The organism is Novipirellula artificiosorum, from assembly GCF_007860135.1.
GTDB lineage: Bacteria > Planctomycetota > Planctomycetia > Pirellulales > Pirellulaceae > Novipirellula_A > Novipirellula_A artificiosorum.
Genome location: NZ_SJPV01000001.1, coordinates 32,959 through 51,199, shown reverse-complemented (window position 1 = coordinate 51,199; position 18,241 = coordinate 32,959). Strand labels below are relative to the sequence as shown.

Genomic DNA, 18,241 nt, shown 5'->3' with positions numbered 1-18,241 from the left:
GAATGAAAAATAAGGGGGGCTCGTAAAATATCTGATTGTACACCGTGGTGGTTCCGATGTCCTCACGCTTCCCCGGGTGCGGGAAGGAATGAGGACGATCCGAGACCACGGTTTTCGTTAGTGAAAACTTGTCAGTGCATCGTCCAATGCTGCCAGATTTGGGTCCATTCCCTCATCGCTTTGGCGAGTCCCGGCGATCATATCGATGACATCCTCGTCACCGAGCCAATCGCTCGATTCGGACATCAAGTCGTTGCTTTCGTCTGCATTCGTTGATGCGAGCTTGTCGGGGCGAGGTGCCAAGGCGAAGGCCGATTGGGGTTCAGCGATGCTGACCACCGTTTGGGTCGTCGTCATGCGAATCACGTCGCTTGAGAATGCAGAGGCAATCTCACCGACCGCTTCCCCTTCGCCCGATCCTGTGTTGGGAATCGTATCACGGGCGGTCAAGACGTTGATCACTTGCAACGCATCACTCGCCGAAATCGATCGGTCGCCATTGACATCGTAGAAGTTCGGTCCACGATCATCGGGCTCGACCGGGATACTGCTGGTTCCATCCAACTCGCTCAATAGGTTGATGATCAACAGTGCGTCGAGGGCCGAAACGGCTCCGTCGGCATTCACATCCGAAAACTGTTTCGGATTCTGCAGCTCGCTGGCAACCACTCGCAAGTTCACGGTTGCAGGGGCACTTTCACGTCCCTGCATGTCCGAGATGGCGTAGGTGAACGAGTCGGTTCCGACAAATCCCGTCGCAGGAATGTAGCGAACCGTTCCATCGGCGAGCGGCACGGCTTCGCCACGACTTGGGCCACTGAGAATACGAATGCTGGTCAAGTCCAAGGTTCCATCTGGATCGCTGTCGTTGGCCGCGACGTTGATCACGACCGCTTCGTCCAAGAATGTCCCTCCCGTATCTCCGCGAGCAATCGGTGCCGCATTGGCATCGACGACGATCAATGCGGGTGCACTTCGCAATCCGAGGTTGTCAGCAACGCTGTACGAGAAGGTATCTTGTTGGCTGAAGCTGGCAAACGGCGTGTACGTGATCACGCCCGCCGGATCAATGGAAACCGAACCGAATGCAGGTTGCAATTCAATCCGCAACGTCGTCGGGTCGATGGTTCCGTCAATGTCAGTGTCATTCACCAGTGGCGCGATCGTTGTGGTGGATCCCGGCACTAAGGTGGGGTTATCTGCGACCAAAATCGGCGCGTCGTTCACGCCGTTGACCTCCACACTGACGACGACGGGTCCACTGGTGACGCCGGCCGCATCACGCACCGAATAGGAGAACGAATCGGTAAGGCTCTCACCGGGGGCAAGTGCTTGCAAGGTCGACGAGACGGTCGGATCGTACTGGATGGTTTGCGTCGCAGCGTCATAGCTGACGCGAGCTCCGCTGATCGAGAACGAGTCACTGGGCATCACCAATGTCAATTGTTCATTGGGGTTGGTGATCAAGTCGGGATCCACATCATTCGCCAACAATTCGCTGGCGGCGATGTTCAAAACGGTATCCTCATCCGACGGATCGAGCGTGTCGTTGACCGGTCGCGGTGCATCGTTCACTTCGGTGATCGTGATCCGCAGCAGCGACGATGGGGAGGTGGCTCCGAGCACATCGGTTGCCGAGACCTGCAAGTCAACGGTGCCCACTGCGTTGGTCGCCGGAGTGAATCGCAGCACGCCCTCTTCGTTGATCACCGGTAGCGACGCAAATAAGGCCTCGCTGCCCTCCGGCATGTTGACATTGAAGACGAGCGTTTGCAGTTGCTCATCCGCGGGTCCCGGTGAAATCATCGTCGCCCATTCGGCGCTGTAGGGGCCACTGTCTTCGCTGACGATCACATCATTGCCGGGTGAGAAGGTTGGCACGTCGTTGACCGACCGAACCGTGACGACAAAGGTCTTCGTTTCGCCAATGGCGTCGTCACCGATCGTCGCATCCGCCGGTCCGTCATCAACCAAGGTTGCCGTAAAGGTTGCCACACCGTTCGCATCCGGTGCCGAAACGTAGGTCAACGTTGCCGAGGAATTCTCGATCGTGGCAAGGGGTGCGACCGAGAACAAATCTGCGTCACCACCGATTTGCGTGATGATGAATTCAGGCTTTTGTGGAGCGATCGAACCTTGGCCGTTGATCTCGTCCACCGCACCGCTGGGTCCAGCTTGCACGTTGGTGGCCCAATTGGCGACTTCGACCACACCTCGGCCAAGGCCCGTGTTCTGGTCTTCGTCCGACGTGACGTTTCCGCCACCGCTGAAAATCGGTTGATCATTGACCGGCATGATCGTCAAGGCAACCGTGTTGGCGGCGACGCGAGGGTCATTGCTCACCTGCCCACCGGTGCCAACCTCAACCGACACACCATCATCGATCACGGTATAGATGAACGAATCGTTGCCGGCATAGTTTGCGGGCGGCAGGTAACGCAGTCCCGTCACGTTTCCGTTCGAATCGGTGATGGGTGTCAATTTTCCACCTGCTGCCGATGTCACGGGAAGCGGTGTGCCGAGCGACAGGGTTTGATTGCCGCCTGGAACAACGTCGGAGACCTCGTTGCCGGGGCCGACCAAGAACACGTCCAACAACCCACTGGTCGTGCCATTTCCTGTCACAGGAATGTCGATCGACGCATCTTCGAACATGTCGAATTCAAGCGGGTCGACATTGGGGTTGATCGTTGGCGGATCATTCGTCGGCAACACATCGATGGCGATGGTTTGCGGAAGCGACGAAATCAAGTCGCCTCGCGTCGCATTTCCAGGACCCAAATCGCTCAACACCACCTCAAACTCGAACGATCCGAACGCATTTGGTGCGGGTCGGAACGTCAGCGTGCCGTTGGGCGAAATCGCTGGGAATTGGGTAAAGAAGGTGGCCGCTTCTTGGGGAGATAGTCCGACCGAGGTGACGGTAAACTCGACCTGTTGACCGCTCGTCAGACTGGTTTCATCGAAGGCGGTTTGTGGGGGACCCGCATTGATGTTAAACGCAAAGTTGTTGCGCGTCACTAAGCCCGAGTCTTCCTTGACTTCAAACGTGCTTTGATTCAATTGGAACTCAGGTCGGTCATTGACCGGGTTCAATTTCAAATAAACGGTGTTGGTTGCCTCTTTCGGATCCTCCACGAAGTCCCCAAGATCGGAATCCCAACTCTGGCCGTTGTCGCGTACGGTATAGGTAAATGAATCCTCGCCACCAATGTCACGGTTGTAGTTCAGCGGAGGAACGTAGTTGATACCTACGACGACACCATTCTCGACAACGCTGGTCAACGTGCCACCGAGAGCGGTGGTTTGGTTGGCCGGGAAGTCAACCAATTCAATCGTTTGCAAGCCACCCGGCAAATCAAGGATTTCCGTCGGGGGACCTGGCAAGAACACATCCAACAGTCCGACTCTCGCATATCCCGACGCAGCCGGCGCCGCGTTGATGGGGATAAAGTAAGGCTGCGAGGTATCGCCGAGTGCTTGCGTGTTGTCTTCACGTAGCGTGTAGGTGATCTCACCCACGCCATTAATTTCGTAGGCTTCGTCGACGATCGGGTTCGGTCCAACGGGCACGACTTCGTCGCTGGTGTTGGCCAAATCAGGATTGACCGTGGGCGGATCATTCACCGGTCGCACGTGAACCGTGAAGGTTCGCGATACGGTGATCGGATCGACCAACGCGGGGTTGCCTGTTGCGGCGGCATCGGTGCCCCGCAGGACATAGATGGCCGTGCCAAATTCATCAGCCGCTGGGAAAACCGTCAAATTGCCATCGACATCAAGTGTTGGCGACTGAGTCATGAGCGACGTCGGTACGATCGAAACCGGTGCAATCGTTAGGTTCAAAATCTGGTTTGCCAATTCATCGGTCGCGGTATCGGGACCGGTCGTTGCCTTGCTGACAAAGCCACTGATCGTCGTGGCGGTGGCGTCTTCGAGCAAATCGAAGTCGGTTGCCGAAATTTCGAGTTCCGGTGAATCGTTCACAGGGCTGACATCGATCGTCACGGTCGCCAAGGTCGATACCGAATCACCCGTTTCTTGAGCGTTGAATCGGTAGGTGAAGCTGTCTTGGCCGTTGAAGTCCTTGTCCGGTGTGTAGGTGAAGTAGCCTTCGTTCGGATTGGTCTGAATTAAGGTTCCGTGTTGCGGCGAATCGATGATGAAGTACCGAATCGGAATCAATTGAGCATCGACACCCTCATCGTTGACAAACAAGTCGTCTTGGGTTCCGGTGCCATCGATGACCAACGGTGTGTCTTCGACGGTCGTGTAAGCATCGTCAGCCGGAACGGCGGCATTACGGGGCAACACCGAGATGATGTAGTCTTCGACTTCACCGCCAATCGCGACGCCGTCGGGGCCGAGGTTTCCAGCGTTGCTGATTCGGACCCGCATGGCGGTATCAAATGTATCGCCAATGACAATGTCGGAATCACCAATGCGGCTAGGGATGGTCAAGCGGTTGGTTCCATCGATGGCTGCAACGCTTGTGAACACTTGCTCGTCGTCCTGGAAGATGCCATCGCGGTCGTAGTCGATCCAGCCATCGATCAAACCGGTGCCCGTGACGACGATGTTGACATTGCTGCCAGCTGGATCCAGAGGATTCAAGAAGCCCATGATCTGATCCGCAGCGACATTATCGGGATCGGCGTCGACCGTCGTAAAGACCTTCACGCCAATACCACCGACGCTGTAGGTACCGATCGGCACCCCGTCTTCGTCGTCGATCGCCGTCAAGTCGATCGTCGCATTATCGTTGGGATCGATCCCGACCAATAGCGCGTCGCCTGTTTCTTCGAGTCGACCCTGCATGGCAACCAGCAACTTCGATGCGATTTCCGAAGGAGCGTCATCAAGGTTGATCACCACCGGAACGTTCCCCACCAATGGATTCGACGTCGGTTCGATCAATTCGAATCGCGTCACCGTCGATCCCACCGTGACTTGCAGAATCTCACCGCCAACCGGAGGTGTCGAATTCACCGTGACCAACAACTGGTTGTTCATTCCCGCGTCGACGTCAAACATCGTCGATCCGACTGCCGAGAGTGTTAAGGGTTGGTCGTCACCGTCGGCATTGACCGTCGGCCGGCCATCGTCTTCGGTGTCAAGGAAGTTACCGAGTCGCGGCGTACGATTGCCGCTGACGGTGTGGCGTGGCCCCCCACTGGCAAACAGCGTTCCGTAGGAATCCGCGGCGTCACCGAAATCGAACAGCACTTCCGGCATGATGATCGTGAATCGCGTCTCGTTGTTTGGACGCGTTTCTTGCACGGTATTGCCAGCCAAATCGGTGATCGCAGGGACGAGTACCCCGTCGGCGACGTCGGCAATGGTGACGTCAGCCGTGATGGCGTCTTCGATCCAAACCGTGCCGCCACCTGGCGAGAACGATGAGACTTCCAATCGCGATGCCGCGATCGCCGTTTGAAAAATCGATCCCGCAGCTGCCTCGGAAAACTGCGATGTGGGAATGAACTCAACTGGGATCGCTCCTCCGCTGACGCCACGCGTCTCCAAAACGATACCGGTGGCGTTCGCGGTGACGGCCAACGAGGCGGCCGAAGGCGTCTGGCCACTTGGAACGATCGCGGCTTGTTCACCCAATCGAACCACGCTGCCGCTTGCCGATGGAGTCAACACGCCACTGTAGGACGGGCCGATGCGACTGGCCGTCAGGGTGGCGATTTGGCTCGTCGACATGCTGGCATTCAACAGGATCAATTCTTCGGTCACGCTGGTTGCAGCAGGGTCGTCGGTGTATCGGAACGTCACCGCAAAACCATCGACGTCAACCACAAACGTTGAATTCACCAAAGCGATTCCATTGGCCGTGTCAGGTACGTTCAGTTCCAAGGAACCGGTGACACCCGGCACGCCTACGATGGTCAGTGGCCCAGGAGTCAAACTGTCAGCCTCCACGCCTCCCAACAGCACTTGATCACCCGTCGCTTGGGCCGACCCCAGGTTCAGCTGTGGGAAACGATCGATCGCAGCAACGATCTTTTCTGCGATTTCAAAAGGCGCATCCGTCAAGTGGAACGGGATTTGATTCGCATTGGCCGGGACCGACGTATCCACCGCATTGGTGGTGAACGTGAATGTCACCGTATTGCTGTTGTGGCGATAGGTGAAGGAGTCGCCACTGGCAATCGAATCCGTCGAGCCAGTGAATTCCATTCCATCGACAACACCCGTGATCGAATGACCATCGACCGTTCCGAGTTGCAATTGATTCTCACCCACCTTGGCAGGTGTCAGTCCTAAATAACTGGCAACCGTGATCGATGGATTCGAACGATCGGGGCCGTTGAGTGCTGCCCAGATCGCATCGCGGACTTGTTCGATTGTCCCGGCGCCGATCAATCGGACTTCGACATTGTTGCTATTGACCGAGTTGGCCGTATTGATTTCGAAACGACGTTGTTCACCGGTCGGTGACACGATGTCGAACGTTTGCCGGTCCGTGAATCTCGCATTGGTCTCCAGCACCGTGATGGTGCTATTTTGTGGCACCGACACGACGTAGCCGCTTTCGAACTCAAAGACAGCTCGGTTACCCGCCAAATCATCCACGATCACCTGATCACCGTCGACGATTTTGCCACCATTCGGCAAGTCCACGGAAATTCGCGACTTGTTATTCAGCGTGATTTCGTAGACCGCATCGGTGCGGAAGGCTCCAGCGAGCGGGGTCAAGCGAACCAGCCGGCTGTTCGCACTGTAACCGAACGTGTAATCCACATCCGGCAGCAAGCGGACACCGTTTTCCGTCAAACTCACGTTGTCCTTGGTAATCGTGCGTGGATCGGGGCCGCTACCGTTGGGGTCGAACAATTGAATTTCGAAGTAGTCGACAGTACCCGACGACAGCCGAAGATAGGATTCCTCGGGATCGATTTCACCCCCTTCGATCACCGCACCTTGACCTGCAATGTAGTCGAGCGGTGATACCTGGGATGCTTTAGGTCGCAAGAAGTCTGCTCGGTCAATCGCTCCACGATCAATAAACACGTTTGACCCTACACCGCCCGACGTCCCTTGGTCCGACAAGTCAACACGCGGAATGCCATAGGCGTCGAAGCTGGGAGCAATGATCGGCGAAAGCGAAACGCCAACCGGCTGTTTGACCGTTTGATAGAAATTGCTTCGATCGGTTAACGAAGAAAGCGAGCTGTCGATGACATCGGAGCCATCCGCTGGGATGTAATTGTCTACGGAAGAATCCTGGAACAACTCAACGTTAGACGGAATGATGATGTCGCTCGAATCCAGCCCCGCGGTGGAGTGCGTGCCATTGGATCGGTAGGCGTTGCTGCCACTGATCGTGCTGGCACTGTTTCCTGCGATCTGCAGTCCAGTCGCAAAATCGGTAACGATATTGTTCAACACGGTTGGGCTCGCGTTTTGGCTCACATCGATCCCGACCCCTGAACCGTTTCCGACCACGGTGTTATTGACAATGCGGCCAAATGGAACCGGCGCCGGGGAATCGCCGCTGGCGGCAACTTCACCGCTGAACACGATGCCGGTTCCTCCGTCTGCGATGATCACGTTATTCGCGATGACCGTGCCGGGCAGCAAACGCTCTGTGTTGTCGTTGCGCAACCGAGCTGCCGAACCGGGACGACGATCGATGGGAACAGGATACCCAAAATTAGCGTCATTGTCCGGACCAATGTCCGTGCGGAACGTCGCTCGAATGCCGGTCCCACCAAAGTCACGGATGAAGTTCGATTCGATGATCAATTGACCTTGATCACGGAAAGCATTCTGGTCGCCATTGTCCATGTGGTAGTCGACCATCATGACATCACGCGTGATCGCGGCGCCAGGCCGAACGGTCAATTGGTATTCACCGTAACTGCCATCAAAGAAGAAGAACGACGATCGGGGCGCAACGCGAACATAGTAGTAGCCCGTCTGAGTCGCGGTGAAGTCATTGATGAACGCACCCGCACTGGATTCGCCAGGTGCGCTGCTTTGAGTTGCACTTGCCGCAGCGAGCGAAATCACGCCACCGGATTCCCGATAGACTTCGACCCTGGGGTCATCAAATTCCGTTCCAAGGTTCCATCCAATCGTGTCCAAATCCACATCAATGATGTCGCCGGCATTCAAGAAAATCTTGACAATGTCAACGTCATTCGACGGAGAATCAATGAGGACCGAATTGGCGTCTCCCGTGCCAACATGATCGCCAATCTTGCCGACGGCGACCAGCGTGTCGGTCATGCCGTTGACGTAGTCGGTGACGGTCGCTCGAGCAAAGGTGTCATAGTAGATCGCGTCGCTAACCGTTTGATTGTCGTGGTCCACCATGGGCAGGGTTCGAGCGGATTCACGTCCGTAGAACGTTTCCTCAGCAACCAAATCGACTTTCAAAAAACGACCCGTCGATGGATTGACTTGAATTGACTCGCCGAAAAGCTCGATGCGATTGTCGGTCATTGTGCCGATTTCCGTGCTATCGCGTCCGGCAGCCTTCAGGCCCAGGATGTTGAATGCTTGGGCGCTATTGATCGCATCGCGAATCGCGCTCGCCACGACGTTTGCTTCGTCGTAACGCTCATCGAAGGACGCACCCACCATCAGCGGCGTGAAAGGAACGCGAACGTTCCCGGCGGCGACGCTGCCATCGCTATCAAACTCAAAGGTCAATGTCGTTAAACCATTGCCGATGACGAAGGAATCACCATCGACCAAATCGGCTCCGGAGGGCGCAATCAACGTCACCCCCTCTTCGTCCAATCGGTCGTTCGTATCAAACGATCGTCCCAGACCATACTGCTCATTCGTGTACAAGCGAATGGGGTCGTAGTCGTTGGCTGCTCCGTACTCGGCACCCTTGCGGACTTCAAGCGTGTAACCACCCGTCAGAATTTCGTTGGGATACTCCGGTTGCTGCGTGTCGGTGTAGGTAAACGTTCGCGTTTCTGGCAACACGTCAAAGTTCTGGTTGGCCGGAGCGTTCAGCACCACTTCACCCCGCTCGGCGAAACCGACCACGATGTCGTCAATGTAAACGCCTGTGATCGCGTTGTTGGAACCGGGACGCGTGTTGACTTGATTGGTGGAAATCGAAGAACTTCCAAACGCGCCAAACTCATCACCCGGCAAATAGGTACTAAAACCGATGGCCGATTGATTGAACCACAATTGCTGATTGAACACCCGAATCCGAGTAGTTCCATAATCGGGATAGGTTAGCAGCGAGGCGCTGGAAACTCCCGTCACAGGATCGATCGCTCCGATCCCTTCGGTCAACGACTCGCGGATCGAATCACGCACCTCTTCAACGACCATCGAATTGGCATAGAAGACAGGAACGTTACCGTTAGGCAGGTACTGTGACGCCGTCGTACCGCCATTGAAGGAGGTCACGGTGATCGCAGGTGTCGTTGACGAGACGCTACTCGCGGCGGGGATGACCAAACGCGTGCCTTGCGCCACCGCTTGCAGCGACGGATCGAGGGCGTTGAGCTTGTCCGCGATCGCCTGAGTGAGTGCGTCGGCGCTCGCCGCCGGATCGATGAAGACTTCGTTGGTCGAAAAGACAGGGGCGCTGAACGGCGCTGCGAAGGGGACCGTGCCGGTACCGGCAGTGAGTGTCGCCGAGAAGAATGGCAATGCATCCAGTGCGGCGACGACGGCACTGTAGTCGTTGTTGGTCGGTGTTGGGAACAGAAGCGGATCAGGGTTCGAGTTGTACGTGACGGTGATGGTGCGCTGGAAGAAATCGTACGTCGCACGAGCCGGAACGTCGGCGGCAAAGAGATCATTGATCTCGTCGGCAAACACGATTCGAACGCCATCCGCGAACCCGGTGAAGTCCGATGTGACCGTTACCAATTCCGTCAGGTTGCCAAACGAGACTTCCTGGGTTTGATTGAAGGACACCGTGGTGGTTTCGCCAATCGAATTACCAACGCTAAGGGATTGCCCGTCGAGGGCAACCACATTCGCCAAGCCGGCACCGTTGTCAGGAATCAGAACGTCAGCGGCAGCGAAACGCTCAGGCGTGAGCGAGAAGGATTCGGCTTCGGGAACGATCAAACGGCCCTGGACGGCGCTCGCTTGAAGTTCCGGCGCAAGCGTCCCGAGAGTCGTAGCGATTCGTGTGGCCAGCAATGCCGAGGAGGTGACCCCTGGAGTGAATTCCACCTCATTCGGCAACGTCGCCGTGCCGGAGGTCAAAATGATCGTGACCGTCGCGCCCGTTGGTCGCTCAAACGCCATTTGTTGGCCACTGAAAATGGTGCTCGGACTGGGGATATTGACCGAGGCACCGCGAACGAATTCAAACGTTGTGAAATCAAAGCTCGAGCTGTCGTACATTGCGAACGTCGTTCCATCGACAACATCCGTTCCCGCAACCGCTTGGATTTCCGTCAAATAGCCGGACGTCACAAATTGCGACTGCATCCCGCCGGCAGTCGAGAAGTCAAAGCGAAGCTGAACATTCTTGTTCCCTGCAAGCGGTGACAGGTCAACGCGAGCTTGACGCCAAACACCGGTGTTGTCATAAGCCTCTTGAACCGGGATTTGCCCATTGCTGCCGAAATAGTCGTATTCGTCGTAGTTAACAAAACTACGGAAACTATCGCTGGTACTCACCATTTGCCACTGACCGTCGTCACCCGCGGCAAAGACACGAAATGCATCGACTTGCTGTCGATTCAGCGTGTAGTCATCGTCCGCTTCCACTTCCAAGAAATAGGTGAAGTACATCGTCGGCTTGTCCGCGGCGCTGTAACCTTCCAAGCTGATCGGTTTACTAACGACCGAGCCATGTGCCCCGCCCGGATTGAGCGTGCCATTGCCACCGTCGAGCGTGTTCTCATCGGCGTTTCCACTGATCTCGTTACCGAAGTACAGACTGCTACCACTGCTGGTTCGTATCCGAGTCTCGTTGTGTGGCTCGTAGGTGCCATGGAGGTTGTTGGTCGAATTAGAACCGCCCACGCTGAACGGGGTGCTGAGATCACTGGTTTGATGCCAGAGGTTTTCTTCGCGGATACTGAACGCGACTCCGGTGGGTCTCACACTCAACTGGGAACCAAATTGGTCAACCGTTGGGATGGCATAATTACCATTGACCAAAACATGCGCGGGCTCGATGCGACCACTCGTCTCATTGATTTGCATCGTGTAGATCCAGCCGTTTTCGGTGACACCAAATAGCACCTGAGCATACGGGCCGTTTCCAAACGTTCCTTCGCGACCGGTCAAACGGGGACCCAGTGTCAAACTCGCAAACCGAACCCCGCCGCCGAACAACGAATTGAAGTCATCCGGATGCGGTGTGATTGCACCGTGATTGGTCGAGTTGATGACTCGAAAGTAGGTTCCAGGGTCGGCCGGATCGATATCCACCGCTCGCGTATCAAACGGACTGAAGGACAAGACATAGCCGCCATCGGTCACCGCATACATTTGCGAGGCGCCCAAAACCGGATCCATCGCCAATCCCGTGATGTCACCCGCGTCGACGAGATTTCCATCGACATCCGGTGGGGAATCCTCGAACTGACCCACGTCCACCATCCCAAATTCTTGCTTATTGGATGCGGCGCCCATGGTCTCGGAATAGGGTCCCGAGCCAAAGTCTCGATCAAGTTGCCCGTTGGTGCTTCCCTGATTGGTCGCGGCACCACTATTGGCCACAACGCTGTAAACGATATTGCGCCGCAAATCGTCATAGATTTCGCCGCGACCAAAGTTATCGCGAGTTCCCACGACATAGGCGCGTTCGCCATCAGGGATACTGGGGTTATTTCCCGTACTCGCACCCGCGTTTCCGGATTGAGGTACGAATGCAATCGCGTTGATCAACAGTTGCGCATTGTCATCGTTCTCGGTTCCCGTTCCCGCTTGATTGGCGCGCCGGAACGTCAACCCGTCGTCACCACCGGACGCAGATGCATCCGCCGAGCTAATGTTCAGGAAGTTGCCCGTATTGCCGTTGTTCTGTTGGCCCGTCGCAGGACCAAGGCTGTAGGCGAACAGTTCGCCGTCACGACGCATAGCCAAATCGCCCACGGGCTGAGCAAATTGACCGATCGTCCGTTCCAGTTGTCCCGTGAACGGATCGATCGATATCAATGTCGATTGATTGGTACCTGACAAACCTTGGTCAAGCGTGAAGAACATCCGAACGTCTTCAAGCTGATAGGGGACGATCGAGGTTTCATCAAACAAGGGTGTGATCGTCGGCAGATCTGCACGAGAATTGATCGATTGAACGGGCGTAAAGGGCGTCGAAGTATTGACACCAAGGCTAACATCTTCGAAGCCTTCTTCGGCGATGTTGCGTACCGAATCGACGGGCAAAATTCGAACATTGGTATCCGCCGGATCGGCTTGGAACAACTGGTTGAGCGACTCGGGAATCATCTGAGCACTACTGACCACGACATAGTATGTGCCCACTTGCAACTCAACGGGACCGATGTAGGCATCCAGGGTACCCGCTGATCCACCATCGAGATTGGTCATATCGTTGCCAAGTGTCGGGCGACCTTGGTCGTCCGCCACATTCGAATCGCGACCATGAAGGATCAAGCGACCGGCAGAGTCAAAGACCGCCAACGACGTATTGGCACCACCGACTTGGTCAGCGTAATCAAGATCAAACACGGTGGAAACGAAACGGTTTTCACCGATGATATTGGGCTCTTGTCGGCCGTGGGTGATGTCCACGCGGTAGACGTCCAAGTCCATCTCTTCGAGCTGCGAGAAATTCAGATTGGTCGATGGGATTTGATTGCCAAGGTATCCGCTGACACGCAAAACACCGCGATCCGATAGATCCAGATTGCCAACCGGATCCGCGTCGGCGTTCGCAAATTGGCCACTGCCTTCGGTGCCGTTGAACGCAGTCCCGCCATCATTGACGTCGACACCCGCACTCGTCAATTCTTCCGCATGCTCGCCTGCCAGAGGCGAGTGCAGGGGTGCGGCAGGAAGATCAAGTGCATTGGTGGCGTAACGGATATCGGCCAATCGAACCGTGCTGCCGGCGATCTCGTCGGTTTCACGCAATCTGATGGAAAGCTGATATTGACCAAAGGAAAGCCCCGCGCCGACAAGCGACACATCACGCAAACGGCTGGGTGAGTCACCCGGACGCAAGTTGCTGCTGCGCACTCGAACGTAATACTCGTTGACGCTTTGGCTATTACCTGGCAGGATGACTCGCATACCGCCATCGAGCGCATTGGGGTTCTCGACAACCGTCTTGCCCGTCTTGAACAATGGCAAAACGCTGCCACTGGCAATGTTGTTGACCAAATCACTTGGCGTGACCGATTCGTCGTTCGAGCTGTTGCTGAGCGCCAGAATGTTCCCGTTGATATCGATCAGTTCGACGACGGTATCGAGCCCAAAATCGGTGTCGTCGATATCAAAGTAAACTTCGGTGCCACCGTTGGCGGTGAAGTGATAAACATCGATGTCGCCGTTTTGGCTAAGCGATCCGCGAATATTGAATCCAAGTCGGCGGTTCTCATCCGCAGACACTTCATTCTGAGCCAGCGAACCAAGCTTTTGCGCGTTTCCAGGGATTGCATTGACGGCCGCTTGACTTGCAACCGATCTTTCCGACTCCGGAACAAAGGCAACATTGCGATCGTTCGTATCTGCACTGAGAACGATGCCATACCAATCGCCCGCCGAGGCAGGATTGGCAGTGACGTCCGCAATACAGACGCCTGATTCAATCGTGTCATTCTGTGGCAACCCATCAGGGGTGAACCCTGCGCCGACGCTGCAATCCTGGATCGAGGTCAGAATCACAGGGAATCCAGCTTGTCCCAGAATTTGGATCGTCCCGCCAATGGCGTCATCGATATCGGTGCGAACAGTACTGGTTACTAGGCTTCCGCCGGCTTGCATCTTGACCACCAAACTCTGGTTGGGATCACTCTTGAGACGTAACCCACTACGGTAATGATGCGGCGATGCTTGAACGGTATTCTCCACAACGTGAACAATGTCGGTGTCATCCCAAACGCTTTCGGTCGTCAGGATTTCGCTGCGGATTAGCATTCCGTTGATGGCATTGTTGTCTAGTTGGTTTCCCGATACCAAAAGTCCTTGGTTGTCACCGTCACTGACAAACAAATCAATCGCAGAGGTTCCGCGACCCTGGTCCTTGACTGCAAGGTAGTTCAGTGCGTCGGGGTTGACGCTAATCGCGGCGCCCGCATTATCGATAATTTTATTATTGACAATCGTTGGTTGGGCACCACGAACAAAGATCGTGGAAGGGCCGTTGAAACCAACGCCGTCGCGAATCGAGTCGGTTCCGTCGTAACCGTTTGCATTGTTAGAGAATGTCGAATTCGCAATCCGCACGTCGGCCTGCAAAATCTCAACCGGATTGAACGTTGCGAATCCTCCCGAGATGTTGCTCGAACCCCCTGCATGGGAAAGGACGGCATGATCGATCGATGCACTGCTGCCTTGGCGGAATACCAAACCGCTCCAATCACCCGCGATTGGCCGAACGGCGCCGGCATCCGAGAAGGCACCGTCATTGTTGGTATCAAACGTTCCACCCGCACCAAATCGGTCATCTTGACGACTGGTCAAAACGATCGGGTTCGCTTCGGTACCTTCCGCATAGAAGTCCGCACCGAAGGTGGCTTCAATTCGCGCACTGTCGATTTTCATGACCGTGCCTGGATCAAGCTTCAAGCGGGCGTCAAAGCGTGGCATCAATCGCTCACCCGTCGCGGTAGCCAAAGCCGCATCGGAAATCAAGCCTCCACGCGTCGTTCCGTTATCCGTAAAGGTCGGAGTCGCACGGTCGAGCTGGCTTACAAACTCATACTGGCCCGACGCATTGATGCGATACAGTCGCCGTCCGGCATATTCGGCCGGTGCGGCCGGCAACGTGGCGAGCATGACGGTGCCGCTCGTGCCAACGACCACACTTCGAGTCGGCTCACTGGCTAGGGATTCGTACCCGTCCCTCGTTACAAACGTCACTCGGTAATCCACCGTGGACGCCGGCGTCAGCGTCCCCGACGCCGTACCATTCGCCGAATTGACCGTCGCACTCAGAACATCAGGGCGGTCTTGAAGCAATTGTGGACCACCCGGTTGGCCCTGCAAAACCAACACTTGGCTGAGCACGTGCGTGATGTCCAAGTCATCGAAACGGCCGCTCACGGTCATCGGCTCAAGTTGGCCAACCGCTGGTGTTTTCACGCGTACGAACAAGCCGTTAATGGAATTGTCGACCAAGACATTGCCCCGGACAAACGGGCCGACCCGATCGTAGTCCGAGGTAAAGGTCGCCGCTTGTTGAAAGATCGGCGCGTTGAAGTTGGTTTCCAGGAAACTGTTGGGGTCGGCGCTGATCGCAGCATCCCGACTTTCGCTAATGAAGTTGTAAATCAGCGTTGGCCGACTCTCAAGCATCTGCAAGGGATTCACAATCGGTTGAGTCGCCGTCACGCTGCCGCCGCCAAAGCGAATATCCGCATGCGAAACGTAATCGAGGAAGATCCCTTCGGTTTCCCAAACGGGTCGGCCTTCGGAGTAATCAAAGTCGTTGCGAAATTCAATACCGCCCCAATTCCCTGGCGTCGGTGTCGTTGGCAAAATGTTCGTATCGATTGCAAACCCAATTCCATCACGCATTTCTTCGTTATGGCTGGTGAAATCGACGCTACCATCGATGGTTGCACCATCGCCATCGACAAGCATTGGGGTTCCAAGTACTTGCAGCGACGCAAGCGATCGGTCTTCGTCGATCGTTTCGCTACCGACGCTGATCTTTGCATTGAGAAGCTTGACCATGGTCCCGGCGTCCACCATCACGGAAACACCGCGAGGAATCTCGAAGGTGGCACCATCGGAAAGGGTGACACCGCCACTGGTCTTGCCAATTTCATAGGCGCGGTTGTCGGCCGTGGTGTCAATCCGACCGTCCGCACCGGCGTCCGGAAGGATACGGACAATGTCATTGGGGTCCGCTTTGTCAAGCGCGTGAGCGATTGTTCGATAGGGCGAACCAAACGTACCGCTGTTAGAATTGCTGCCGGCCTTGTCCACATAAATGACACGTGGATCGGTGCCTGGGCCGACCTCTTGAGCCACGCGGAACCAGAAGTTGAAGTCGCCACCGGCGATGCCATCCGAATCGCCATCCAGCTTCGAAAGGTTGGTGTCCGTGATCGTGCTCGATTGAGTGCTCTCAAACGACAAGCGAATCTCGTAGCGACCTTGTGACAGTCCGCCACCACCGCTATCGGCGATATTGGGGTTGTAATCGTTGTTGCCAGCCGCCGTAATGCCTAGCACATACACGTCGGGTTCAACATCGAGTCCAATGAAGGAATCGTCGCCGTAGAAATCGGCGTTGCGGGCGACCAATTCATATTTCCGACTCACCGAATCGTATCGCCACAGTTTCAGATCGGTATCCAGCATGCTGGTTTCGAGTAAACGCTGCGCATAGGTTTCCACTGCGATGTGACCCGACTGGGTCACTTGAAACTTGTAAAGGTCTGCGTCGCGAATCTCGGGGCGATGAAGCGTTTGACCCGCAATGATGTCGCTGGTGCTTAAGAAGTCAGGTTCCAAGTTGACGTTCGGAAGTACAAAACCTGGATTCGATCCACTCGCAACGCCACCGGGTTGATCGAACGTGTTGCCGATCCCCAACAGCGATCCGACCCCGCGAAGCGCCTCCACAAACCAACTTGGGCGCGCATCGGGGCTGAGCCCATAACCATCAAACCAGCTCTCACTCGCGTCGAGGATCAACACCCCCTTGCTGGGATCGTCGTCGTTCACGCGATAATCCAAATACGGAACGCCCGTCCCCGTGCTGGCGGTTTCAACCAGTGCCCGCAAGTCACCGGTGACAATTTGCAGGCCGCGATCTTCGGTTTCAATAAACTGAACGCCAAGATGTTCAGCGTACAGATCGAGAATTTCGCGAGTCCGTTGCTGTTGCGCTGGGGTGATCGCGTTTTCAAGTTTCAGATTGCTTGCATCGGTTCCGTAGAGCGTCGCAAAATTGTAATAGAAAACATTGACACCATCGTTCGTGTCGGCACGGCCCGTGATCTGTGCATCGCGACGATCATCGCGGACACCTGGTGAATCGATCCCAGGCCAACGCATCGTATTCCCGGCGGTCGCTTCGACTTCACCACTGATGGCGATACTCGCGTCCTGGGGACCGAACGTCACGCCAAGACTACGTGCATTGGCGAACGTGTCGCCAACATCCGCAGTCTGATCGGCTGAATCTGGCGCCAATGTGATCGGCAAGTCTTGCGACGAACCGATTCGCAAACGGAACGTTCCGGAACCTCCCGCGTCGGCCACGGGTTGTAACGATTGCAATTCCGCTTCGAAGGTCAACGTCGCTCGGTGGAGCGCAGGATCGTATTCGATTGCAATCGGATTGAATTTGGAATCATCGGTCGATTCCACCGTGTCGCCAGTGAAGAACAGATTGTAAAACTCCGGACGAACCACAGACGGATCGCTTGCGGAACCGGTGCTGGTCACGACACCCGCGTTGGGGTTGGTCAGCGGGTCTTCGTTGAAGTAAACGAAGATCTGATCGCGATTTTGGGTTCGTGAGGCTCCCGTCCCTTCGATCGGTTGAGGAACGACCGCGACCACTTTGGGGCCCACTTCGACTTCAAAGCGGATGACTTGCGAATGCGGTTGGGTGCCATCGGCCAATGCTGCGGGAGCAAAGAATTCGCCATCGGTATTGCGCAAACCGACAGTACCCGCGTTGGTGTCATCACATCCAGCAATCACGATCGTGTAGAAATCGTCAGGCAAGGTTTCTGCAAACCTTGCGACGACGATCCGGGTTCCGTTTTCGTCTTCGAATCCGATGTATCCCGGCGTGATCGAAACGTCGTTCGCTTCGCCAAACGATCCATCGCCACCACTTCGCGTGAACTGGAACGCATCGAACGTGGTCGGATCGAGCTGTTGACCGCCATCAAAACGGAACTTCAATTGAGCTGGCGCTTCGAGCAACTGGTTGCTGTCCTGCAGATCGAATTGGCGTCCCGAGTTCGCCTCGATCGAAAGCAGGTTAGGGGCCGTTTCCGAAACGCCAAGGTCAGCCGCCAACAATTCACGCTTTTCGAGCGTTTCATGATGCAGGCGTCGCGAAGTAAGTTTCGATGCTTTGGTCGGTTTGCGAGAAAGTCGTCGCTGAGTCATATTCGCCCGAACCTCGAGGGAT

General features: G+C 55.7%; 1 protein-coding gene. It reads right to left on the bottom strand.

The window, feature by feature from the left end; translation table 11 throughout:
* Positions 1-117: 117 nt before the first annotated feature.
* Entirely contained in the window at positions 118-18,219 is an 18,102-nt protein-coding gene (locus tag Poly41_RS00055; RefSeq protein ID WP_146523903.1) for a tandem-95 repeat protein, read from the bottom strand.
* Positions 18,220-18,241: the final 22 nt, after the last annotated feature.